This is a genomic window from Pseudomonas sp. 910_21 (genome assembly GCF_052850735.1).
In genome coordinates this window covers 301,295-323,516 of the sequence record NZ_VXCY01000008.1, presented here as the reverse complement: position 1 = coordinate 323,516, position 22,222 = coordinate 301,295, and the positions used below count along the sequence as shown (strand labels likewise).

The window sequence follows — 22,222 nt, the reverse complement described above, 5'->3', positions numbered from 1 at the left end:
TGCGGATGCATCAGCGTTGCACGGCAGAAACTCCCTCGCCCCCCCCCTGTTGCATTACCGCAAAGGCCTGACGTAGGCTGTGCGCCTCTCTATCCAAGCAGCCAGACGATGTGATGTTTCTGCCAGCACAGTCACCGTGCCCCTCCCCCTCGATGAGCCCCTCGGCAACCCTGGCTGTTGCCCAGCATGACTGCGCGATCAATCGTCGGCGCCGTAGCGTCCTGTTTGCCTTCACCTTCTCTCCGCACCCGGGCACTCGCTAGCCGCGATTGAGCCTGGCACCGCGCCGCCACCTTTGCGCCGGTTGCAGGAGCTGACTCGCTAGCGAAGACGTCCTGACGAGCAACTACCACTCGATGACTGCTTCGCCGGCAAGCCGGCTTCTACGCCAATGGCACATGCCCGGCCATCGCCCGTATCTCGGCGTGCGTTGTTACGCAGCGTGCGCAACACCTCTATTGTTTGCCGCCTGAACCTTCAGGCGCGAGTCTTGATCATGAACAAAGCCTTGCTAGCCGCCCTGATCCTGGGCATTTCCATTGTCGGCCTGAGCATCGGTTCCACAGTGCCGATCCTTGCCCTGCGCCTGTATCAGGCCGGCGCGTCGAACAACCAGATTGGCATCATGTCAGCCCTGCCTGCGGCGGGCATGATGCTTTCGGCATTCCTGGTCAATGCCCTGTGCCAGCGCCTGACCCGGCGCCAGATCTACCTGCTGTGTTTCAGTTTCTGTGCCCTGAGCGTGGCAGCCCTGGAACTGCCGGGCGCCAGCCTCTTCAGCCTGGGATTGGCCCGAGTCGCCATGGGACTTGGGGCGGGGCTGATCATCATTCTTGGGGAAACCTGGGTCAATGAAATGGCCGAAGACGCCACCCGCGGCCGCTTGGTGGCGGTCTACACCACCTGTTTCACCTTCTTCCAACTGCTGGGCCCTGGCCTGGTGTCACTGCTGGGCACCGAGGGACCGCTCGTACTCGCCATTGTCAGCCTAGGTTATGCCGTGGCGATCGCCGTGGTCTGGCTGACTCTGCCCCAGGAAGACACCCCAAGCCCTCACGAGGAAAGCCGGACCTTCTCGGTGCTGGGCTTTATCCGCATCGCCCCGGCGCTGTGCGTGGGCATATTGTTCTTCGCCTTCTTCGACAGCGTGGTGCTGTCACTATTTCCGGTGTACGCGGCTACGCATGGCTACAGCATCAAACTGGCGGCACTGATGGTGACCATCATTCTCCTGGGAGATACAGCGTTCCAGTTCCCCCTGGGCTGGCTCTCGGACAAGCTGGGGCGCCCGGGGATCTACCTCGGCTGCGGCATCATCGCCCTGCTGATCGGCCTGTGCCTGCCGCTGTTGATGGCGTCCCCCGGCCTGCTCTGGCCGAGCCTGGTCATCCTCGGCGCGGCGGCGGGCGGCATCTACACCCTGGCGATCGTGCTGATCGGGCAATCCTTCAGCGGAGCGGATCTGGTGACCGCCAATGCCAGCGCCGGTCTGCTCTGGGGCATCGGCAGCCTGCTGGGACCGCTGCTCAGTGGTGCCGCCATGAGTGGCGGCAGCTATGGCTTGCCCCTGACCCTGTCGGCCGCTGCCGCAGTGGTGGTGGTATTTGCTCTGTCCCTGGTGCGCCAGGGGCAGTTCAGCAAAGTCACGGAGTAAGTCACGCTTCTCGAAGAGGCGGCCTGGAAACATTCACAGGCGGCCTCTTTGTCATTACCATCGCGCCATCCGAATCCCCTGATGGAAACTCTGCGATGGACCGACCTCTGCGCCTGCTGTCCCTGTGCGGGCTGTTGTCTGTGTTACCCCTGCCGGCCCTGGCCGCCTCCACGGTGGATTGCGCCACTCTGAGCGACAACGCCTCCCTGGAAGCCGGCGAATACAGACCGCCCCTGGAAGCCAAGGTCATAGGCGAAGGACGGCTGCACTTTCACAGCGCGCCGAACGCCGCCTGCGTGAACCAGAAACTCTATGTGATTCCGGGCGACGGCCTGACCCTGTACGCCTCTACCGACAGCGGCTGGGCCCAAGTCATGTACATCGCCAAAAACGGCGAGGACTACAGTGGCTGGGTCGAGGAAAAACGCCTGCAACTGGGCGGTCACTACGGCGGCCCACAGCTGCCGGCCGAGGTCACGGCCTTTATCCAGCGTCACGAAGATTGCCAGCACTTTGCCGGCGAGGAAGCGTATGACGAGGAGCGCCGGGCCGAATTGGAGAAAGCCGTCAATGACGTCTGCGTCGGCCATGATCGCCAGCTCGCAACCTTGCGCGGGCAGTACAAGGACAACCCCGAGGTCTTGCAAGCCCTGGAGCCCCTGGACAACCTCGAATAATCACTCTTCCATAAAAAACGGCGCCTTTCAGGGCGCCGTTTTTTATGGCGAAACGATTGCACTCAGTGCGTGGTTTGCGCACTGCCTCGAGCATGGCTCGGTGCCGAACCGTCTCCTGGCGAATTCGACGACTGCCCCGAAACCTCAGCCACCAGCGGCACTTCATTGCCTTCGGCATCGTGCAGCTTGCCACCGCTGAAGTAGTCCCCTTCACGCAGCACGGCGATGTCCTGGAAGCGCAGGCTGCGCTCGGTGCCGGCGACGAACACCGACTGCTGGTCAGAGTTGCCCGCGGTGAAATGGTTGAACGCCAGGTTCAGCAGGATCGCCATGATCGCCGACGAGCTGATGCCCGAGTGGAAGATCGTCGCGAACCAGCTGGGGAAGTGATCGTAGAAGCTCGGCGCAGCAATCGGGATCATGCCGAAGCCGATGGAAGTTGCGACGATGATCAGGTTCATGTTGTTGCGGTAGTCGACCTTGGACAGGGTACGAATGCCACTGGCCGCCACGGTGCCAAACAGTACGATACCGGCACCGCCCAGCACCGAGGTGGGCACCGCAGCGATCACCCGCCCCATGAAGGGCAGCAGGCCGAGGATCACCAGAAACACGCCCCCGGTAGCCACCACAAAACGACTCTTGATTCCGGTGACCGCCACCAGCCCGACGTTCTGGGCAAAAGCACTCTGAGTAAAGGAACCGAAGATCGGCGCGATCATGCTCGACAGCATATCGGCACGCAGGCCATCTCCCAGGCGCTTGGAGTCGACCTTGGTATGGATGATTTCACCCACCGCCAGGATGTCCGCCGAGGTTTCCACCAGAGTCACCATGACCACGATGCACATCGACAGGATCGCCGCGACATGGAAAGTCGGCATACCGAAGTGGAACGGCGTGGGCAGGCCGAACATCGGCCCCTGGGCAACACCGGAGAAGTCCGCCATGCCCAGAAACACCGCGATCACCGTACCAATGACCATGGCCAGAAGAATCGACAGCCGGGAAATCGCCGCGCTGCCGATCTTGCTCAACAGCAGCACCAGCACCAGGGTGAGAGCCGCCAGACCGATGTTCGACATGCTGCCGAAATCCGCCGCGCGGCTATTGCCGCCCATGGCCCAGCGCGCCGCCACGGGCATCAGCGTCAAGCCGATGGTGGTGATGACAATGCCGGTGACCAGCGGGGGAAAGAACTTGGTAATGCGAGAGAACACCGGCGTAATCAGCAGGCCGATCAGCGAAGCCGCAATCACCGCCCCCAGAATTGACTGGAAGCCGCCCTCCCCGCTGCTGGTGACAATCGCCACCATGGTCGAAACGCCCGCAAAGGACACCCCTTGAACCAACGGCAGCTTGCAGCCGAAAAACGGCACACCAAGCGTTTGCAGCAAGGTTGCCAGCCCCCCTGCGAACAACGAAGCGGCGATCAGCAGGCCGATTTCCGCCGGCGACAGACCGGCTGCCTGGCCGACGATCAGTGGCACCGCAACGATACCGCCATACATGGTCAGAACGTGTTGCAGGCCATAAGCCATATTCGCGGCAATACCCAAATTTTCATCTTCGGGACGTTGCTGTGAAACCTGGGGCGTATTCATGGTGTGGGGTTCCCTGTTTTTGTTATGCGCACACTGTATGCAACAACAAAGACAACTGTCCATAGGATTGTATACAGTTTATCGGTCAACCTTCGGGCACTTTCCCCCTGCTGATTCACCGATAAAAAGCCCTGCTCGGACTGCGTGGATCACCCTCTTTCCAGCCTGAAAGGCCGCCCCAGAGCCACCACTCAACATCGGATTCACAGGGGCTGTGCAGCGCCCCTCCCCCCCCTCGACCCCAGACCCACCTTCTGAAACGCAACGCAAAAAAAAGGTCGATCCATTGGCTGGATCGACCCTTACTGCACACAAAAAGACGAATCAGTTGGCCGGCACGCGGATCTTGTACACATTAGGTGCGATACGAATCCACTGATCGCTGACCAGCGGATAGACCCGGGTCCGCGCCGACAAGCGCAGCAGCTGCGAGTTGATGTCGGCCAGGGTCTTCACGTTGCCGTCACGCTGATAGCTCAGCATGTTGTCGCGCACATTGATGATGGTGTTCCAGGTGTCCTTGTTGTTGATGATGTACTGGGCATTGGTTTCGAATTGCTCACCCGGGTCATCATTGCGACCATTCGGACCGAGAAACAGGTTCCAGGGCATCCAGGTGTAGAAGCCATGGAAGGTGTCCCAACCCAGAGGCCGTGGCGGCACGCCCGCATTGGCCCGCACCACGCCCCGACCGATCTCCTCGAGCAAAGTCTTGGCCTGGTCATAGTCCGCCGCTACCGGCGGGGTGACGTTGACCCGATTGTCCTGGCCATAGCTGAGGAAACGCCCGCCAAAACCGTCCCAGAAGCCCTTCAGCTCCTTCAAGTGCCCACGCTGCACCACGGACATGTAGAAATCCCGCAGTTGGTTATAGGCGATGATGTGGTGCCGGCTCACCGGCACCGTGAACGCTGGCCCGACTCCGGAAGTCTTGAGATCGGCGCTGTAGTTGTCGGACGGTGGATAGGGCGACCCGGCCCGGGCGTCCATGCTCAAGTTGTAGTTGCCGTCGGGGTTGGGGACCGCGAAGCTGCTGGTGGAACACAGGCTGACCACTGCCAGCAGCGCGGCGAACAGCCCCTGCTTGAAACGCCGCAGCGGTGTTGCGGTACTGCTGGACACCGTGGATCGATATATTTTCTGCATGATTCTCTCCATAGAAAATTGCCGGTTTGCCGGTGGATTCTATGGAGCGCCAGTCTGGGAATTTAATCGGGAAGCACTTCCGTATTCGGCTCCCACCCCCGGTGCGGCAGGTCGTGATCAGTCCTCCAGCAAGCCTTCGAGCACTCGCGACAGCTCGGGATGCTCCGGCAGACGCAAGGCAAACTCGTCTCGCAACAACTGCATCAGTTCCCCCGCATCGGTGATCTGCCGCCGCTCGCTGGGCAGCCCCATGCGATGCAAGGCGTAGTTGCCGTTATTCAGGGTTCGACGCACCCCCGGCCCGATCAGCGCCACCTTCAACTGGCCGAGGAAAGGTGAATCACGGTGAGTCGAGACGTACCAGTTGCCCATTTCGTAGTCCACATCGCCCTGTATCTGCAGATCGAAGACGTACAGGGCCCGCCACTCATCCATGACCTTGGCGCGCAGGGTGTAACTGCCGTCTCGCTGGGTAATGCGATAGGGCTCGTGGGGCGTCGCCTGCTCTGCTTCGGTATCCAGCAGCAAGGGCGCCGTGGGCACCATGCCGCCGAAGCCGACATCGGCGATGTAGCGCTGTCCGTCCAAGTGCACCAGCGTCAACCTGTGACTGCGCGCGGTGAGCGCATCTTCCGGCCCCCCCATGACCACCCGCCCGGTGATGCCTCGGGCCTCGTAGCCCAGATGCTGCAACAACACCAGGAAGGTCTGATTGAGTTCATAGCAATACCCACCGCGCCCTTCTTGGAGAATCTTGCGTTCCACCGTACCCAGGTCGATGGGCACCGGCAGCCGCAACAAGGTGGAAAGGCTCTCGAAGGCAAACTCGCAGACATGCCGCCATTGCAGCTCCCGCAGGGTTTCCAGGGTCGGCGGCGGCGCGCTGGGGTAACCCAGTCGGCGTAAATAGAGGTCAATGTTCATCAGGTGCGGCTGGCTCATGCACAAATCCTTGAAATGAGTGTCGCGCAGGGCTGCGGAGAATCTTGTGCCGATCCGTTTGTCCAGCACCGGCCCCTGCCAGGTCGAGGATATGTATAAGCCAGAAACGGGGTAATCCAACAATCGATTCGGCTGATATTTTTTATCGCATTGGCCCCGGATTGGCTCTTGCCAAGGCCTGGCGGTGATTCTGTAATAGCCAGCGCCCTGCCCCTTCGCCCCACCTGGAGAGCCACACGCCATGCCACCATTGGAAGGCCCGCGGATCATTCTGCGTCCCCTGCAAGCCAGCGATGCCGACGCCCTGGTCAATGCCGCACAAAACGGTGAACTGTGGAACCTGCCCTTCACCGTGGTGCCCTCTCCCAGCACCATCGATCATTACCTGGAGGTGGCGCTCAAGGGGCGCGAGGCCGGCAGCGTGCAACCCTTTGTCACCTTGCTCAAGTCCACAGGCGAAGTCATAGGCTGTACCCGCTTCTGGAAGATCGACCCGAACAACCGCAAGCTGGAAATCGGCAGCACCTGGATCGCCAGCCGCTGGCAGCGCAGCTTCGTCAACACCGAGGCCAAGTACCTGATGCTGCGTCACGCATTCGAAGACATGTCCTGCGTACGGGTGCAGTTCACCACCGACGAAATCAACCATAAATCCCGCGCGGCGATCCTGCGTCTCGGCGCACACCAGGAAGGCATTGTGCGTCACGAGCGCATCATGCCCGATGGCCGCAAGCGAAACTCCGTACGGTTCAGCATCATCGATGATGAGTGGCCCGCCGTACGCCAGCATCTGCAACACCTGCTCGGCCAGTCCTGGCCGCGCTGAATCTCGGCAATCACCTACAAGGATGCAGTCATGTCTACCCCCCTCTCCTTTCGTCAAGGCCGCCTTGAGGACGCCCTGTGTATCAGCGGCCTCGCCACCCAGGTCTTCCTCGACACCTATGCCACTGACGGCATGCGTGCCGATCTGGCCGAGGAAGCCTTGAGCGTCTACGCGCCTCAGCAGTTCCAGCAGCGCCTGGCGGACCCTCACAGAATCCTGCTGCTGGCAGAACGCAATGAACACGTGCTGGGCTTCGTGGAAATCGCCAACGGCACCCGGGCGCCCCAGGCACATCTGGCTCAAGGAATGGAGTTGGTGCGTTTGTATGTACAGCGACACGCTCATCGACAAGGCGTCGGCCAAGCGCTGTTGCGGCAAGCCGAAAACTTCGCCCGGACGCAACGGGCACCCTGCCTGTGGCTCACCGCCTGGTCGGAAAATCATTCGGCGCTGGCCTTCTACCGGGCCCAGGGATATGACGCTACAGGCACCACCACCTATGAGTTTGGTGGCAATACCTACGCCAATCAGATCTTTTGCAAAGCCTGGCAATGACTCAACGGTCGGAGCGCTGTAGCAGGTCCTCGGCGCTCTCCACAGCCAGGGCCATCACCCGGTTGCGACCCGTGGCCTTGGCCTGATACAGCGCAGCATCCGCCCGCTCAATGAAGACCTCGATGCTGTCACGCCCCGAGGGCACGAAGGAGTAGCAGCCCAGGCTGATGGTCACGCGCCCCACTGGAGAGCCGGAGTGGCTGATGTTGTGCTCCATGACGCTCTGGCGAATCTGTTCGGCCATGGCCAGGGCACCGTGTATATCGGTATCGGGCAGCAGCACCGCGAACTCTTCCCCGCCATAACGCACGGCCAGATCGGTCTTGCGTTGACAGCATCCCTTCAGCGCCTGAGCCACTTGCGCCAGACAATGGTCGCCGGCCACATGGCCGTAGGTGTCGTTGTAACGCTTGAAGTAATCGATATCGGCCATGATCAGGCTCAGCGCAGTGCCCTGCCGTGCCCCACGACCGAACTCGATCTCCAGGGAGCGTTCGAACAGACGCCGATTGCCCAGACCGGTCAGGCTGTCATGGGTGGCAATCACCTCCAACGCCTCCTGGGCCTTGCGCAGGTCGGTTTCGATCCGCTCGTTGTTGCGCACCTGGCTCACGAACACCCAGCCGAACAGCCCCACTCCCAGCAGCACCAGAGCGACGATGGCTGTGGATTGATAGGCCGAGGCGTACCAGCCCTTGAGAATAGAATCCTTGGAGTTTGCCGCCGCCACCACCAGCGGATACGCCTGCAACTGGCGATAGCCATACAAGCGCGTCACCCCATCCACGATCGAGGTGATCATGGCGTTGCCGGAGGTGGCCTCGGGCAGGTACTTGCTGAAGATCTCGCCCCGGGACAGGGAGGCGCCCACCTGCCGCTCCTCGAACGGCCGCCGTGCGATCAGGGTGCCATCGGACAACGCCAGGAACATCACGCCCTGCTCGTCGATATTGAAGCTTTTGAAGAATTGGTCGAAGTACGCCAGCTTGATGCCGGCCATCAGCACTCCCTGGAAATTCCCGTCCTGGTCATTGATCCGCCGCGAAATGGGGATGATCCACTCGCCATTGGCGCGACTGCGAATCGCCGGGCTGATATGCGCCTGCAGCGAAGCGTTCTGCTGGTGGAACCTGAAGTAGTCGCGGTCCGCCACATCCTTGCCGTGAGGCGAATCGTTAAAGGAACTGACAACCCACTGGCCTTCCTTGTCATAGAGAAACACCCCGCTGAGCTGCACCAGGGCCTGTACCCGGCGGGCAAAGATCTGTTGCAGGCGCTGGCGCTGACGGGGCCCTTCACCGATGGCCTGGATCCACTCGGAAAGGCTCATCAACACTAGGTCGGCTTCCATGAAGGTGTCCTCCGCCTGCTGGGCAATGGCCCGAGTCAGGTTGGTGGAGTTGACCTCTGCCTGCATCAGGTCATGGCGCCAGGACTGCTCCAGCTGGAGGTAGAGCAAACCGCACAGGCACAGGAACACCGTGGCGATGAAGGCCACCGCGGCCTTGAGCAGCGGCAAACGCTTCAGGGTGCCGCCCGGGGCGTGTTGAGAATCGTAAATGGGGACAGGCAAAAGGATCGTCCTGACGGGAAAGGCCTGAGCTACAGGGCAGATCCCTGGTTGTTTTCGAGACTGGCTCAATGACCAGCTCCCTGTAAAGCATCGGTTCCGTGGCATTCGAACGCAGGCTGGGGCCGCTCGCAACCGCATTCGATCTTGCCCCACCCAGGGGTTATCGGCCGCAGAAGGCGATGCCTAAAGCGCGGATCGCCGGCTGGAACAATATTCGACGATGACCTGAGTCAGCGCCGCCACAACGGCCGGGTCCGCGTCGGGGGCAGTAAACAGTCGAAACTGAGCCTGAGGCAACTCTGGCAAACCGTATTCCGCCCCCAGTGCACAGAGCCCGGCTCCCAACTGACTAACCGCCATGGGCGCCACGGCGAAGCCCGACAGCACCGCTGCACGCAAGGCCGAATTGCTGCTGCAGAGCATGGCGGTACGCTGGGCAATGCCGGCTTTGGCCAACCGCCCCAAGGCCACCGCCCGATAAGGACAAGGCTCAGGAAACAGCGCCAGAGGCAAAGGCTCGGGCAAGGGCGTCACTGATGGCGGCAGACCGGCCCAGACCAGGGGTTCGGACCAGAGCAACTGGCCCGGCGCTGCTGTTTCGCACAAGGACCCCACCACCAGCTGCAAACTGCCCTGGGCCAGAAGATCCAGGAGGGTACCAGGAATGCTCACCTGCACATCAAGCTGGATCCCCGGGAACTGCCCGGCAAAACCCAGCAATGCACGCAGCAGACGGGGCTCGGCAAAATCCTCCGACAATCCAATTCCTACACGTCCGTGGAACGGCACCCGGGTCAACTCGGTCCAGGCGTCGCGGTTCAACGCCAGAATGGCCCGGGCGTAGGCCATCAGCCGCTCGCCATCGGCTGTCAGTTGCTGTGAACGGGTGGTGCGTTGCAACAGCGGCTTGCCGACCTGCTGTTCCAGGCGCCGCAGATGGCCGCTGACCGCCGACTGGGTCAAATGCAGTTTGTGCGCCGCACGACTGAACCCCTGCTCATCGACAACCGCGACAAAGGTGCGGAGTAGCAAGGCATCAAACATATTTCAATACGCCATCAATAAGACTACAATCGACAATTTATATTTAAAAAACAACTATGTTGCAATAGCGGTCATCCCTGCCCACCAAGAGACTCGTTCATGACCCGGCTTCTGCACATCCAATGCTCCCCTCGCTTGCGTCGCTCCGCCTCCCAGGAAATCGCCCGCAGTTTTATCCAGCGCTATCAACAACAGGTACCCGACACCCAAGCCAGCACCCTGGACCTGTGGAGCCTGGAACTGCCGGAGCTCGATCAAACGGCAATGGACGCCAAGTACGCCCGACTCGCCGGCCAGCCGTTGAATGCTGGCGAGCAAGCCGCTTGGGACCGACTCCAGGAACTCGCCGCCCCTCTGCATCAAGCCGACCTGCTGGTGCTCTCCGTACCGCTGTGGAATTTCAGCATTCCCTACAAGCTCAAGCATTTCATTGACCTGGTATCGCACCAGGGAGTCCTCTTCAGCTTCGACCCCGAGCACGGGCTGCAGGGCCTGTTGCGCAACAAGACAGCGGTGGTGAGCTACGCCCGCGGCCTGGATTTTTCAGCCCAGTCGAACACTCCGGCCCAAGCGTTCGATTTCCAGAAACCCTACATCGAGGCCTGGCTGAACTTCATCGGCATTGCCGACCAGCACTCGCTGGTGGTGGAGAAAACCATTCTCGGGCCTGACATCGACCAGGCCTCCCGGCAAGCGACCGCGCGCCAGGCACAAGACCTGGCCGAGTATCTGGCAGCACGCCGCCCCTGATCCCCGTAAAAGGCCGGTGGAGCAGTTGACAGCTTCCGCCGGTTCCCGACCTGCCTGCGCCCCCTCACCCAGACGGAACTCCTTCCGCTTCTTCGTCTTTTCTCAACAGGCATCCCCTCATCGACGTGGGTCATCAAAAAGCTCACAAAAACACCGTCGAATCATGCATTTGTGGTCTATACACAACTCATAAAATATTCGATTCAAACCGCCGTCCCGTTCCTGTGAATTTCCAGGTCGTACGGATGGCGGTGTTGGAAGCTGATCACCAAGGAGCGGACGTTGATTGGGGGTAACACGCTTAACCGTTTCACGTTCAGGCCCTGGCACCATCGGGAACTGCTATTGGCACTGATCGAGCGTGAGGTCACAGGCCGCTATCGAGGATCGATCGCCGGCCTGCTCTGGTCCTTCCTCAACCCTCTGCTCATGCTGCTGGTGCTCACCGGCATGATGATCTTCAACCTATTTTCAGAATGCATCAGCCGTGCACCGGGACTGATCCCGAGTAACGTCAACTACGTGAAAGAAGGCCCACCAGGGGTTTGCCGATGTGCTCTGATCCAGTGATCAAGACCCAGGGCCTGGGCAAGTGCTATCAGATCTACGACCAGCCTCGGGATCGTCTGCTGCAATTGCTGCTGCCCCGCGGCAAACAGCGCTATCGCGAATTCTGGGCCTTGAAAGAGGTCTCCCTGGAGATTCGCAAAGGCGAAGCCCTGGGCATCATCGGGCGCAACGGCAGCGGCAAATCGACCTTGCTGCAACTGATTTGCGGCACCACCGGTGCCTCTTGCGGCAGCCTGACCCGCCACGGCCGGATCGCTGCCTTGCTGGAGCTGGGCTCGGGATTCAATCCGGAGTTCACCGGCCGCGAGAACGTCTACCTGAACGGTGCGGTGCTGGGGCTCAAGCGCGCGGAAATCGAAGCACGTTTCGAGGAAATCGCCGCCTTCGCCAATATTGGTGAGTTCATCGACCAGCCCACCCGGACCTACTCCAGCGGCATGCAGGTACGCTTGGCCTTTGCCGTCTCGGTGTGCGTGGAGCCGGACATCCTGATTGTCGATGAAGCCCTGGCCGTCGGCGACGCGTCCTTTCAGTTCAAGTGCCTGGAGCGCCTCGAGCGCCTGACGCGGCAAGGCATGACCCTGCTGTTCGTGTCTCACGACATGAGCCTGATCAAGCGCTTCTGCAACCGCGCTGTGTATCTGCGCAACGGCGAAATCCGCGCCAGTGGCGCGCCGGAAACGATGGCCGAGCTCTACCTGCTGGACATGCGCGACGAACAGCGACGCTGGGCCAGCGCCGGCGCCGTCCAGGTCACGGCCAAGACAGCGCTCAACCCGGAACACGGCATAGCTTTTGGCACCAATGAAGGACGCATCACTTCGGCGGTCTTCAGCAACACCGGGGCGTTGTACTCGAGCTTTGTCCATGGCGACACCATCGAGATCGCCATCGACACGCTCGTCAGCGACACCGTCACCCGCCCCAACATCAGCCTGACCATCCAGGAGGCCAGGCTGCTGGTGATCAGCGGAATCAATGCGCCTCTGCAGAGCAGCGCCTCGGAAGATGGCTGGCGCCGCGCTTCGATCCGTCTGCAGTTCGCAGCCAACCTGGCTGCCGGGCGTTACCACATCACCCTCAAGCTGATGGATGGCGAAACGGAAGAAACCTCCCACCTGATTGAAAAGCAGGTCGCCCTCCTGGCCTTCGACACTCTGCCGGGCAACAAGCACTTTCTGGGCATGGTCGACTTGCACATCAAGCCCGTCACCCGCGAAGGGCAAACAACCAGGACGATCGAGGAACACTCATGAAGGACAAGGAGTGGCAGGTAGCGATCTTCGGTACCTTTGACGTGGCCAACTACGGCGATCTGTTGTTTCCCCTCATCGCCGCAGCCGAGTTGCAGGCGCGCTTGGGCACTGTGCACCTGCATGCTTTCTCCTATAACGCCCGCACCACACCACAGTGGCCCTACACCGTCACCTCGGTCAGCGAGCTGCCCCGGTTGATCGAGACCCTGGACGGGGTACTGATCGGAGGGGGGTTCATCATCCGCTTCGACAAACTGGTGGCCCCGGGGTATTACCCGCCAGACCCGCAGATCCACCATCCCACGGGTTATTGGCTGTCCCCCGCACTGATTGCCCTGCAGCACGATGTACCACTGATCTGGAATGCCCCGGGCATGCACTGCAACAACGTGCCGACCTGGGCGGTCCCTCTGGTCAAACGGGCCCTGGAACTCAGCCCCCACGTACAAGTACGGGATACCTTGTCTCAAGACACCCTGTCGGCGCTGAGCGATCAGGCCCGGGTCGAGGTACTGCCGGATACCGCATTCGGCCTGCCCAACCTGATCGACCTGCAGCAGCCCTCCGTGGAATACCGCCAACTCTGTGAACAGGCCGGCTTGCACGGGCCCTATCTGGTGTTGCATGCGATTGCCGGCCTGGAGGGGTTCCTGCAACTGTGGAAAACCCACAACCCGCTGTTTGCCCAGTGGCAGTTGCTGCTGTTGCCCATCGGCCCGGTACTGGGAGATCACGAATCGATTCTTGGCGACGACCTGCCAAGGGCCATATGCCTGCCCACTTGGCCAGCACCGCTGCTGCTGGCCGAAATCCTCGGCCACGCCCAAGGCGTGATCGGCCACAGTTACCACCTGGCGATCACCGCCCTGGCCTTCGGTGTGCCCCTTTTCAGCTCGGCCCGCCTGGACCTGGGCAAGTACACCGCCCTCAGGGACTACGAGGGAATCCATCCCCTGCACGCTGTTCAAGAGATAGATCCCCAGTGGTTCCTGGAGCGCCTAGTGCGGCGTACGCCCTGCCCGCGCCGGGTCGATGCCCGAGAGCAATTGCAGCGCCATTGGGATCGAGTGGCCGAACTCATCAGCCAGGGCCGCCGCCCCACCCGCCAGTCAATGGACCGACTCTGGCAGACACTGCCTGGACTACTGGAAGAGAGTCATCTGGACTGGCGTGAGGAATGCCTGGAAAAACAGGCTGAGCTGGAGGCAATGCACAAGCAAATGGAACAGTTGAAACAACAACAGTGGCAACAACAGGAACTCATGGGACACGCCTGCGGCGAACTCGATCGGGTATATCGCTCCAGCTCCTTTCGCATCACTGCGCCACTGCGTTCCCTTCGACGCCGTTTCAACCATCTACTGGGAAGATGAACAGGATGCTAGATCTGACGATGCTCACCAAACGGCCGTTGCACAGCCAACCTTTTCGCTGGGGCCAGATCGATGGTCTGTACACAGCGCAAGACGCTGCTGCGTTGGCAGCGACCTACCCCCATGACGCCTTCAAGCGGGTCTATGGATATGGTGGCGAAAAAGACTATGAGTACCAGGCGCGGCAATTGGTGGAAATGGGCACTGGGCGCATCGTCCACCCCGAAGGGCTTAGCCCCGCATGGCTGGCGCTCGCTACAGAACTGACCTCAGCGGCCTATTGTCTGGCAATGTCGACACTGACTGACCTGGACCTGCGCACAGCCCCCATGGAAATCAATGTATTTCACTATGGACCGCAGGCCTGCCTGGGCCCCCATCCCGACCTCAGCGACAAGCTGGTGACCCATATCCTGTATTTCAACGAATCCTGGGACATCAAAGAGGGTGGCTGCCTGAACATCCTCGGCTCCGCGGATCCGACAGATGTGGTAGCAGTGATCCCGCCTCTGGTCGGTAACTCTGCCGTCCTGGTGCGTGCCGAGCATTCATGGCACGCCGTATCGCAGGTAGTGGACAACTGCCGGACCTCACGCCGCAGCATGACCGTGACCTTCTACCGTGCCGGCTCTCTCAGCTCGATGTGGCCAGCCGATGAACAGACTTCTCTGCATGACTATGAAGGGCCTCATGACTAAACCCTGCGCAAACCTGAATGGCAACGTCATAGCCCTAAAGGAAACCGGGAATGTCACGGCCTGACCCCAAAGCGATGTTCAGGCACCTGCACAACACCTATCGGAGACTGCCACTGCCCTATCCTCTGCGTGCCTTGCTGAGCCGAATTTATCGCCAAATGTCGTCAATGCGGCGAGCACTGCGCCGCCAGGCAATAACCGACCGTCTGTTTCAACCTCCCCTTTGCCCCTTGCAGGAGCCGCTGGAGAATTCGCCCGACTACATATTCTGGGGCGTCATCGACTGGGATTTTCGACACCAGCGCCCGCAACACCTGGCCGAGCAGTTGAGCCTTGGCGGACGCCGCGTGTTCTACATCGCGGCCGCTCTGGAGGATGACCCACGCGACGGTTTTACGCTGCGCCCTCTTGATGAAACGGGGCGCCTGTTCGAAGTGCGGCTCTTTGCCCACACCGCGCCGATCATTTACCACGCAGTACCGGATGAAACCTTGATCTGGCAGTTGCGGCGCAGCGTCGGTGAGCTCCTGAGTTGGGCGAACTCGCCCCAGGTGGTATCGCTGATCCAGCACCCTTTCTGGGCTCCCGTGGCTGGAGTGCTGCCCAACAGTCGCGTGGTCTATGACTGCATGGATCACCATCAGGGGTTTGGCAACAACGCCGCGCAGTTGCAACAAGTGGAGTGCAGTCTGATCCGCGAAGCCGATGTGGTGCTGTTTGCCTCGGCATGGCTTGAACAGCATTGGCACCCGCAGATTCCAAGCACACCTGCCCAGCAGCGAGCGGTTCTGCGAAACGCCGCCGACTTCGACTACTTCTCAACACCCACGGAGCACTGCTATCAAGATCCGGAGAAACGCCCTGTAATCGGCTACTACGGTGCATTGGCCCATTGGTTCGACGTGGACCTAGTGTCTGCCATAGCCGAAGCATTTGCCCACTGCAGCGTACTGCTGATCGGCGCTGATACCGCGCGTATCGGCGCACGGCTGCGGGGTCACACCAATATCAAGCTCACGGGCGAGATTCCTTATGCGCAGCTGTCCGCGTATCTGCAGGCTTTCGACGTCTGCATCCTGCCGTTCCGTATCGAACCGCTGACCCTGGCCACCAACCCGGTCAAGGTCTATGAGTACCTGAGCGCCGGTAAACCGGTAGTGACGGTGGATCTCCCTGAGCTGCACGAGTTCAAGCAACAGGTCGCCATCGCCGAAGACACGCCGGCTTTTATCAATGCCATCGCCCGAGCGTTGCAGGAGCCTGGATGCAGTGCTGCTTCTCGGCAACGCCAGGCCTTTGCCGCGCAGCAGACCTGGCAGCACCGGATACAGGTCCTACTCGCCCTGACTGAGAGCGTTGACCCGCAACCGCTGGTGAGCGTGATAGTGGTGACCTACAACAACCTGGCCTTCACTCGGGACTGCCTGGCGAGCCTGGCCGCCGATCCCCTGGGCGAGCCGCTGGAAGTCATCGTCGTGGACAACGCCTCCACCGATGGCAGCGTCGAGTTCCTCCAGCAGTGGTCAGCGAGCAGCGGACACTCGCTGATTCTCAACAGCAGCAACCTGGGTTTCGCCGCCGCCAACAATCAGGGCCTGGCCCTGGCCAAGGGCGAGTTCCTGGCACTGCTCAACAATGACACCCAGGTCACCTGCGGCTGGGCACAGACCCTGCGCCGCCACTTACAGCGCGACCCTGGGCTCGGTCTGATCGGACCGGTTACCAACAACATCGGCAATGAAGCAAAGATCGACATCCGCTATCAGGACTCACGGGAGATGGCCATCCGTGCCCGCCAATACACCTGGCGCCACGCCGGCCTGAGCGTGCCTTGCGCCACCCTCGGTTTCTTCGCGGTGATGATGTCCAGGTCGACCTATCAGCGCATAGGCCCCCTGGACGAAGCCTTCGGGCTGGGCTTTTTCGAGGACGACGATTATTGCCGCCGGGTCGAGCAAGCCGGCTTGTCCTGTGCCTTCGCTGAGGACGTGTTCGTTCATCACCACCTGTCCGCGTCCTTCGAGCAGATGCCCGAGAACCAGCGCCAGCAACTGTTCAACCGCAACAAGGCTTTCTATGAAGCCAAGTGGGACCGCCCATGGGTCCCGCACGCCTCCCGGGAGGAGCCATGAGACTGGTCTATCTGTCGCCTGTCAGTTGGCACAGTTTCGACCAGCGGCCCCATGAACTGGTTCGACAGTTCCATGCCAGCACCCAGGCTCCGGTGCTGTGGATCGAACCCTATCCCACTCGCCTCCCGGTTCCCCGTGACCTGTTGCAGCAGCACTCGCCCGCCCCTCCCAGTGAACCTCTGCCTGACTGGCTGACCTTGATCCGCCCTTGGGCCCTACCGATAGAGCCCCTGCCCGGTTCGGGGTGGTTGAATCGACTGTTCTGGGGACGCCTGATGCAGCAGGTCAGGGACTTCGCTCAGGAACCGACCCAGCTAGGCATCGGCAAGCCCTCGCGACTGGCCCTGCAACTGCTGCGTGAGCCGATCTTCGTCGGCAGTTTCTATGACGTGATGGACAACGTGCCGGCTTTCTATAGCGGCTGGTCCCGGCGCGCCATGCAGCAACGCCAGCTCGAAACGGCCAGAGCCGTGACCACCGCCCTGACCTCCTGCTCGAGCCTGCAGCACTATTGGTTGCAGCAACAGGTCAATGCACGCCTGCTGCTCAATGGCTGTGCCAGCGAACGGCTGCCGTCCCTGCCACTGTGCCGATCCACGGCCCATGCGGCTCGCCCCGTATTCGGCTACATCGGCACCCTCGCCAAGTGGTTCGACTGGGACTTCATCCTCGCCCTGGCCCAGGCCTTCCCCGAAGCCGAAGTACGCCTGATAGGTCCGCAACACGGCGCCTCTCCCGTCGTACTACCCGCCAATGTCCTGCGCTTACCGGCGCTATCGCACCCAGCCGCATTGGTGGCGATGAGCGAATTCGACGTCGGGCTGATTCCGTTCAAGAGAAACGACATCACCCGCTTTGTCGATCCGATCAAGTACTACGAATACCGAGCCCTGGGCCTGCCGGTGGTCAGCACCGTCTTTGGCGAAATGAACGTTCGCCGCCACACACCAGGAGTCTTTCTCAGTGACACCGCCGCGGACATCGCCCAAGTGATGCGCCAAGCCCTGGCGTTCAGCGAGCCGCTGGCGAATACCCTGCAGTTCCGCGAGGCCAACTCCTGGGCGAAACGTTTCGAGGTGGCCCATGCCGCAATCCTGTGATGTGGTGGTCCGCGCCCTCAACCTGTCGGGCCTGGCCTGGCTATCGCCCCGCTTGTTTTCCGACTTTCTCCAGCACCGCGAGCCCTGCCGGCCCGGCCAACCAACTTCGAAGCCATTTCCGGCGCCTGCATGCTGGTCAAGCGCATAGCCCTGGACAGCGTCGGCGGCTGGGACGAAGGTTCTTTCCTGGTGCATTTGCGCGGGGGTATGGCTGAGGTTCGGCGTCATGGTCGGGTATTACTCCGCGGTGCGATTGGGGCGGATAGTTGGCGTAACTCGTTAACTTGCCAATCACCACCCGTCGATCCCGGGGACAAACAAATTGCCCCTGCGCTTTCCTGATAAACTCCGCGCTATCAGATTTTTTTGTTCACGATGCGAAGAAGCTTGCTTCATTTGCCGCCGTAACGTCTCAAAGCAGAACCTCATGCCCTTGAACACCGAAGCTTCCCTACAGCAAACCTTTTCCCGTCGTTTCTCCGTGGCGCCGATGATGGATTGGACCGACCGTCACTGCCGATTCTTCCTCCGTCTACTGTCCAAACACACCCTGCTCTACACCGAGATGGTCACCACCGGCGCCTTGCTCAACGGCGATCATGAGCGCTTCCTGCGCTATCACCAGTCCGAACATCCTCTGGCGCTGCAACTGGGCGGCAGTACTCCAGCGGATCTGGCGGCCTGTGCGCGCATGGCCCAGGAGCACGGTTATGACGAGGTCAACCTGAATGTCGGTTGCCCCAGCGATCGGGTGCAGAACAATATGATCGGCGCCTGCCTGATGGGGCATCCGGCGCTGGTGGCCGATTGCGTGAAGGCCATGCGCGATGCGGTGTCGATTCCGGTGACGGTCAAGCATCGAATCGGGATCAACGGTCGCGACAGTTATGCCGAACTGTGTGATTTCGTCGGCCAGGTCCAGGATGCCGGCTGCACCAGTTTTACCGTGCATGCGCGAATCGCGATTCTCGAAGGGCTCTCGCCCAAGGAAAACCGGGATATTCCACCACTGCGCTATGACGTGGCGGCACAGTTGAAAGCGGATTTCCCGCAGTTGGAAGTCATCCTGAACGGTGGAATCAAGACCCTGGAGGCCTGCCATGAACATCTGCAGACCTTTGACGGTGTGATGCTGGGTCGCGAGGCTTATCACAATCCCTATCTGCTGGCCGAGGTGGACCAACAGCTGTTCGGCAGCACCGCACCGGTAATTTCCCGGGCCGAAGCTCTGGCGCAACTGCGACCTTATATTGCCGAGCATCTGGCTTGTGGTGGCGCGATGCACCACATCACTCGCCATGTGCTGGGACTCGGAACCGGGTTCCCCGGGGCTCGCAAGTTTCGCCAGTTGTTGTCGGTGGATATTCACAAGACCAAGGACCCGTTGGGCCTGCTGGATCAGGCTGGGCAACTGCTTGAAGGGCGTTAACCGTCAGCCGGGTTGAACCTGATCCGGCTTTTGGTATCTCAATTACCTGAATCACGCCCCTGCATTCAAACACCTGTTTTCAGGTCACAGCCCTCGGGGCCGCTGTAAGCCTTCCGCGCCCTTGAGCGCCTGACAGCGCTCGGGTAATGTCATCAGACCCATAGGACAGAGCACGCTCATGACTTCCAAGCTGGAACAACTGAAGAAAATCACTACCGTGGTAGCCGATACCGGCGACTTCGACGCCATCGCCCGGGTCAAGCCGGTGGATGCCACCACCAACCCTTCGCTACTGCTCAAGGCCGCGGCCATTCCTGGCTATGCCGACCTGTTGAACGCTTGTGTCAGTGACTGCAAGGGCGATGTTGGCCTGGCCAGCGATCGCTTTGGCGTGGCTGTCGGCCAGGAGATTCTCAAGGTCATTCCCGGTCGCATTTCCACCGAAGTGGACGCTCGGCTGTCGTTCGACACCGACGCGATGCTCAAGCGTGCCCATCGCTTGGTCGAACTCTATGAAAAAGCTGGCGTAGGGCGCGATCGAGTGCTGATCAAGATCGCTTCCACCTGGGAAGGCATCCGTGCCGCCGAGAAGCTGGAGCGCGAAGGCATCCAGACCAACCTGACCCTGCTGTTTTCCTTCGCCCAGGCCGTGGCCTGCGCCGAAGCCGGAGTTTTCCTGATCTCGCCATTCGTGGGTCGGATCTACGATTGGTACAAGAAAGCCAACGGCAGCGACTACACCGGCGCCGATGATCCGGGCGTACAGTCGGTAACCCGCATCTACAACTACTACAAGGCCAACGACTACAAGACCGTGGTCATGGGTGCCAGCTTCCGCAACCTGAACCAGATCGAGCAACTGGCCGGCTGTGACCGCCTGACCATCAGTCCGGACCTGATCGAGAAGCTCGCAGCCGACACTGGCAAGCTAGAGCGCAAGCTGAGCCCGGGCAAGCCCGGCGAAGCCCGTCAGAGCCTGAACGAATCCCAGTTCCGCTGGGCCTCCAATGAAGACGCCATGGCCACCGAGAAACTGGCCGAAGGCATTCGCCAGTTTGCCCGTGACCAGGAAAAGCTCGAAGCCCTGCTGGCTGCCAAGCTCTGATTGCTCAGTGGTAACGCAAAAAGGGCGAACCCTCACGGGTTCGCCCTTTTTTATGTCGTGCGTTTCAGCGAATCAGTGACGCTCCAGGGCGTTCACCAGATCGTGGAAGGCTTCGCGGTTGGAGTCGTTGAGGCCCATCAGGATCTTGTGAGCCTCCAGGACCTTGATCCGCACTACTTCTTCCGACTGGTCCTGGGAAGGCAAGTCAGCCAGGCATTCCGGGCAAGGAATCGGACGATCGACGATGTTGAACACCTGATCGAAACCCATGGACTGCAACAGCCGGGTAATGTCTTCGTGGGTGGTGACGACGGTGGGCAATAGACCTACCTTCTGCCGCGACAGAATCGACAACTTGGCCAGCAGGCCCAGAGTGGTGCTGTCGATGCTGCGGGTTTCAGTCAGGTCGATCACGATCGCCGAGAAGTTCAGCGCAGTGAAAATCCGCTCAATAGTTGCATCCAACGCCGAACACAGGGTCAGGCGCACTTCACCGATGAACTTCAGAACGAAGGTGCCGTCCTGCTCGGCGAACTGGATTCTACCGGTACTCATTAAAGGTTCCTGCTCAACACTAACAGGGCGATATCATCCGGCATCTCCCCTAGCGTGGCCAATCCAAAAACTTGCCGCAGGCCATCCAGGCTGCCGCCCGCCGCTCTCACCCGTTCAGGCAAGGCCGCTTCTTTTTCTTTGAGTGTAGGTTCGGGCAAAAGGTCCAGAATGCCGTCGGACATCAGCGTCAGGCTGAACACCGGGGGCAGTTCCAGAATGTGGTCCTCATAGGTAGCCTCGTTGAACAGGCCCACCGGCAAACCACGCCCTTCCAGATAACGCACACTGTCTGGGGTATACAACACCGGCAACGGCAAGTGCCCACCAATGCTATAGGTCAACAAACCAGTCTCCTCGTCGATGACTCCACCGACCATCGTGACGTGTTTGCCCAGCTTACAACTGATCAGGCCACGGTTGATATGGCCCAGTACTTCCGAAGGCTTGAATTCCGGCAAGGTACCGTTGCGCTTGGATTCGAACAGCAGGCGCGTGGTCATGAACTTCAACAGCACGGTGACGAAGGCTGATGACGCACCATGGCCGGAAACGTCAGCCAGGTAGAAGGCTACCCGACGCTCGTCGACACGGAAGTAGTCGACGAAATCCCCCGACAGGTAGAGCGAAGGGATGATCTGGTGCGCGAAATGAAACTCATCGATCGACCAGGGACTGGTGGGCAGCATGTTCATCTGCACCTGGCGACCGGCGTTCTGATCTTCCTGAAGCAGATTGAGGCTGGCCTCGAGTTCGCGGTTGGCGGCTTCGAGCTTTTCTCGATAACGCTGGTTTTCCAGCAGCAGGCGCGCACGATCCAGGGCTCGACGCACCGAGTGCTCGAGCACGGCCAAGTCTTCCAGAGGCTTGATCAGGTAGTCCGCCGCACCCAGGCGCAGCGCTTCAACCGCGTCGTTCATCACGCCCGCGCCCGAAACTACTATCACCGGGGTTTGCGGCGACAACTCGGTCACTTGACGGATAAGTTCGAGACCGCCCATCTGCGGCATGCGCAGATCGCAGATCACCAGATCGGGGTTGTCGCGCTGGAATACCTGAAGACCCTGCTGGCCGTTAGCAGCCTGCAGTACGCTGAAGCCACTGTCTTCCAAATAGGCCGCGAGACTCGCGCGTACTACTTCGTCGTCATCGATTATCAGCAGCGTGGCACTGGTTTTTTGCATGTGGGCAAACGGCGCCAGAATTAGGTTGGCGTAGGTGGCTCGGCCCGGGAGG

The 22,222-nt window shown here is 60.6% G+C and carries 19 protein-coding genes and 1 pseudogene; 13 read left to right on the top strand and 7 right to left on the bottom strand.

Annotation, left to right across the window (positions count from 1 at the left end; genetic code table 11):
• Positions 1 to 496: 496 nt before the first annotated feature.
• Both FW796_RS24900 and FW796_RS24895 read left to right on the top strand, forming a co-directional pair.
• A complete protein-coding gene (locus tag FW796_RS24900) occupies positions 497 to 1,654 on the top strand; it encodes an MFS transporter (RefSeq protein ID WP_346631714.1) in 1,158 nt (385 codons plus the stop codon).
• A gap of 95 nt (positions 1,655 to 1,749) precedes the next feature.
• Positions 1,750 to 2,331 carry an SH3 domain-containing protein gene (locus FW796_RS24895; RefSeq protein ID WP_346631715.1) on the top strand — a complete coding sequence of 194 codons (582 nt, stop codon included), beginning with the start codon at positions 1,750 to 1,752 and terminating at the stop codon, positions 2,329 to 2,331.
• A 62-nt stretch (positions 2,332 to 2,393) separates the two neighbouring features.
• Here FW796_RS24895 and FW796_RS24890 read toward each other — a convergent pair whose 3' ends face one another.
• The 3 genes from FW796_RS24890 to FW796_RS24880 form a co-directional block, all read right to left on the bottom strand.
• Complete coding sequence (locus tag FW796_RS24890; protein ID WP_346631716.1) at positions 2,394 to 3,935, bottom strand: nucleobase:cation symporter-2 family protein; 1,542 nt, start codon at positions 3,933 to 3,935, stop codon at positions 2,394 to 2,396.
• 324 nt (positions 3,936 to 4,259) lie between these two features.
• Positions 4,260 to 5,081: a hypothetical protein gene (locus tag FW796_RS24885; RefSeq protein ID WP_346631717.1), complete on the bottom strand. Its 822-nt coding sequence runs from the start codon at positions 5,079 to 5,081 to the stop codon at positions 4,260 to 4,262.
• A 117-nt stretch (positions 5,082 to 5,198) separates the two neighbouring features.
• Positions 5,199 to 6,023, bottom strand: a complete 825-nt coding sequence (locus FW796_RS24880; RefSeq protein WP_346631718.1) for an arylamine N-acetyltransferase family protein — start codon at positions 6,021 to 6,023, stop codon at positions 5,199 to 5,201.
• 241 nt (positions 6,024 to 6,264) lie between these two features.
• Between FW796_RS24880 and FW796_RS24875 the strand changes: the two genes are divergently transcribed.
• Positions 6,265 to 6,849 carry a GNAT family N-acetyltransferase gene (locus FW796_RS24875; RefSeq protein ID WP_446440211.1) on the top strand — a complete coding sequence of 195 codons (585 nt, stop codon included), beginning with the start codon at positions 6,265 to 6,267 and terminating at the stop codon, positions 6,847 to 6,849.
• Positions 6,850 to 6,879: 30 nt separating this feature from the next.
• The gene (locus FW796_RS24870; RefSeq protein ID WP_446440210.1) at positions 6,880 to 7,404 is read left to right on the top strand and encodes an N-acetyltransferase family protein; all 525 of its coding nucleotides are present in this window, start codon (positions 6,880 to 6,882) and stop codon (positions 7,402 to 7,404) included.
• A gap of 1 nt (position 7,405) precedes the next feature.
• Here the strand turns inward: FW796_RS24870 and FW796_RS24865 are convergent, their stop codons facing one another.
• A complete protein-coding gene (locus FW796_RS24865; protein WP_346631721.1) occupies positions 7,406 to 8,977 on the bottom strand; it encodes a sensor domain-containing diguanylate cyclase in 1,572 nt (523 codons plus the stop codon).
• 183 nt (positions 8,978 to 9,160) lie between these two features.
• Positions 9,161 to 10,021, bottom strand: coding sequence for a LysR family transcriptional regulator (locus FW796_RS24860; protein ID WP_446440209.1), 861 nt, complete (start codon positions 10,019 to 10,021; stop codon positions 9,161 to 9,163).
• A 99-nt stretch (positions 10,022 to 10,120) separates the two neighbouring features.
• Between FW796_RS24860 and FW796_RS24855 the strand changes: the two genes are divergently transcribed.
• The 9 genes and pseudogenes from FW796_RS24855 (at position 10,121) to tal (ending at position 20,434) form a co-directional block, all read left to right on the top strand.
• Entirely contained in the window at positions 10,121 to 10,771 is a 651-nt protein-coding gene (locus FW796_RS24855) for an FMN-dependent NADH-azoreductase (RefSeq protein WP_346631723.1), read from the top strand.
• A 282-nt stretch (positions 10,772 to 11,053) separates the two neighbouring features.
• Positions 11,054 to 11,302: pseudogene (locus tag FW796_RS24850) on the top strand (ABC transporter permease); the annotation flags it as partial.
• Between the two features lie 20 nt (positions 11,303 to 11,322).
• Positions 11,323 to 12,597 (top strand): ABC transporter ATP-binding protein, encoded by a 1,275-nt coding sequence (locus tag FW796_RS24845; protein WP_446440208.1) that lies wholly within the window; start codon positions 11,323 to 11,325, stop codon positions 12,595 to 12,597.
• A complete protein-coding gene (locus FW796_RS24840; RefSeq protein ID WP_446440207.1) occupies positions 12,594 to 13,970 on the top strand; it encodes a polysaccharide pyruvyl transferase family protein in 1,377 nt (458 codons plus the stop codon). The genes FW796_RS24845 and FW796_RS24840 overlap by 4 nt, the downstream gene beginning before the upstream one ends.
• A 5-nt stretch (positions 13,971 to 13,975) precedes the next feature.
• Positions 13,976 to 14,668 (top strand): 2OG-Fe(II) oxygenase family protein, encoded by a 693-nt coding sequence (locus tag FW796_RS24835; RefSeq protein ID WP_446440206.1) that lies wholly within the window; start codon positions 13,976 to 13,978, stop codon positions 14,666 to 14,668.
• Between the two features lie 50 nt (positions 14,669 to 14,718).
• The gene (locus FW796_RS24830; RefSeq protein WP_446440205.1) at positions 14,719 to 16,800 is read left to right on the top strand and encodes a glycosyltransferase; all 2,082 of its coding nucleotides are present in this window, start codon (positions 14,719 to 14,721) and stop codon (positions 16,798 to 16,800) included.
• A complete protein-coding gene (locus tag FW796_RS24825; RefSeq protein ID WP_346631728.1) occupies positions 16,797 to 17,900 on the top strand; it encodes a hypothetical protein in 1,104 nt (367 codons plus the stop codon). The genes FW796_RS24830 and FW796_RS24825 overlap by 4 nt, the downstream gene beginning before the upstream one ends.
• A 427-nt stretch (positions 17,901 to 18,327) precedes the next feature.
• Positions 18,328 to 19,329: a tRNA dihydrouridine(20/20a) synthase DusA gene (gene dusA / locus FW796_RS24820; RefSeq protein ID WP_404938897.1), complete on the top strand. Its 1,002-nt coding sequence runs from the start codon at positions 18,328 to 18,330 to the stop codon at positions 19,327 to 19,329.
• 178 nt (positions 19,330 to 19,507) lie between these two features.
• Complete coding sequence (tal, locus tag FW796_RS24815; protein WP_317072265.1) at positions 19,508 to 20,434, top strand: transaldolase; 927 nt, start codon at positions 19,508 to 19,510, stop codon at positions 20,432 to 20,434.
• Positions 20,435 to 20,506: 72 nt separating this feature from the next.
• On the opposite strand, the gene rssC is transcribed toward tal, so the two are convergent.
• On the bottom strand, positions 20,507 to 20,989 hold the full coding sequence (gene rssC, locus FW796_RS24810) for an anti-sigma factor antagonist RssC (RefSeq protein WP_102863752.1): 483 nt from the start codon (positions 20,987 to 20,989) through the stop codon (positions 20,507 to 20,509).
• Entirely contained in the window at positions 20,989 to 22,170 is a 1,182-nt protein-coding gene (gene rssB / locus FW796_RS24805; protein ID WP_346631764.1) for a two-component system response regulator RssB, read from the bottom strand. Before rssB ends, rssC begins: the two co-directional genes overlap by 1 nt.
• Between the last annotated feature and the right edge of the window lie 52 nt (positions 22,171 to 22,222).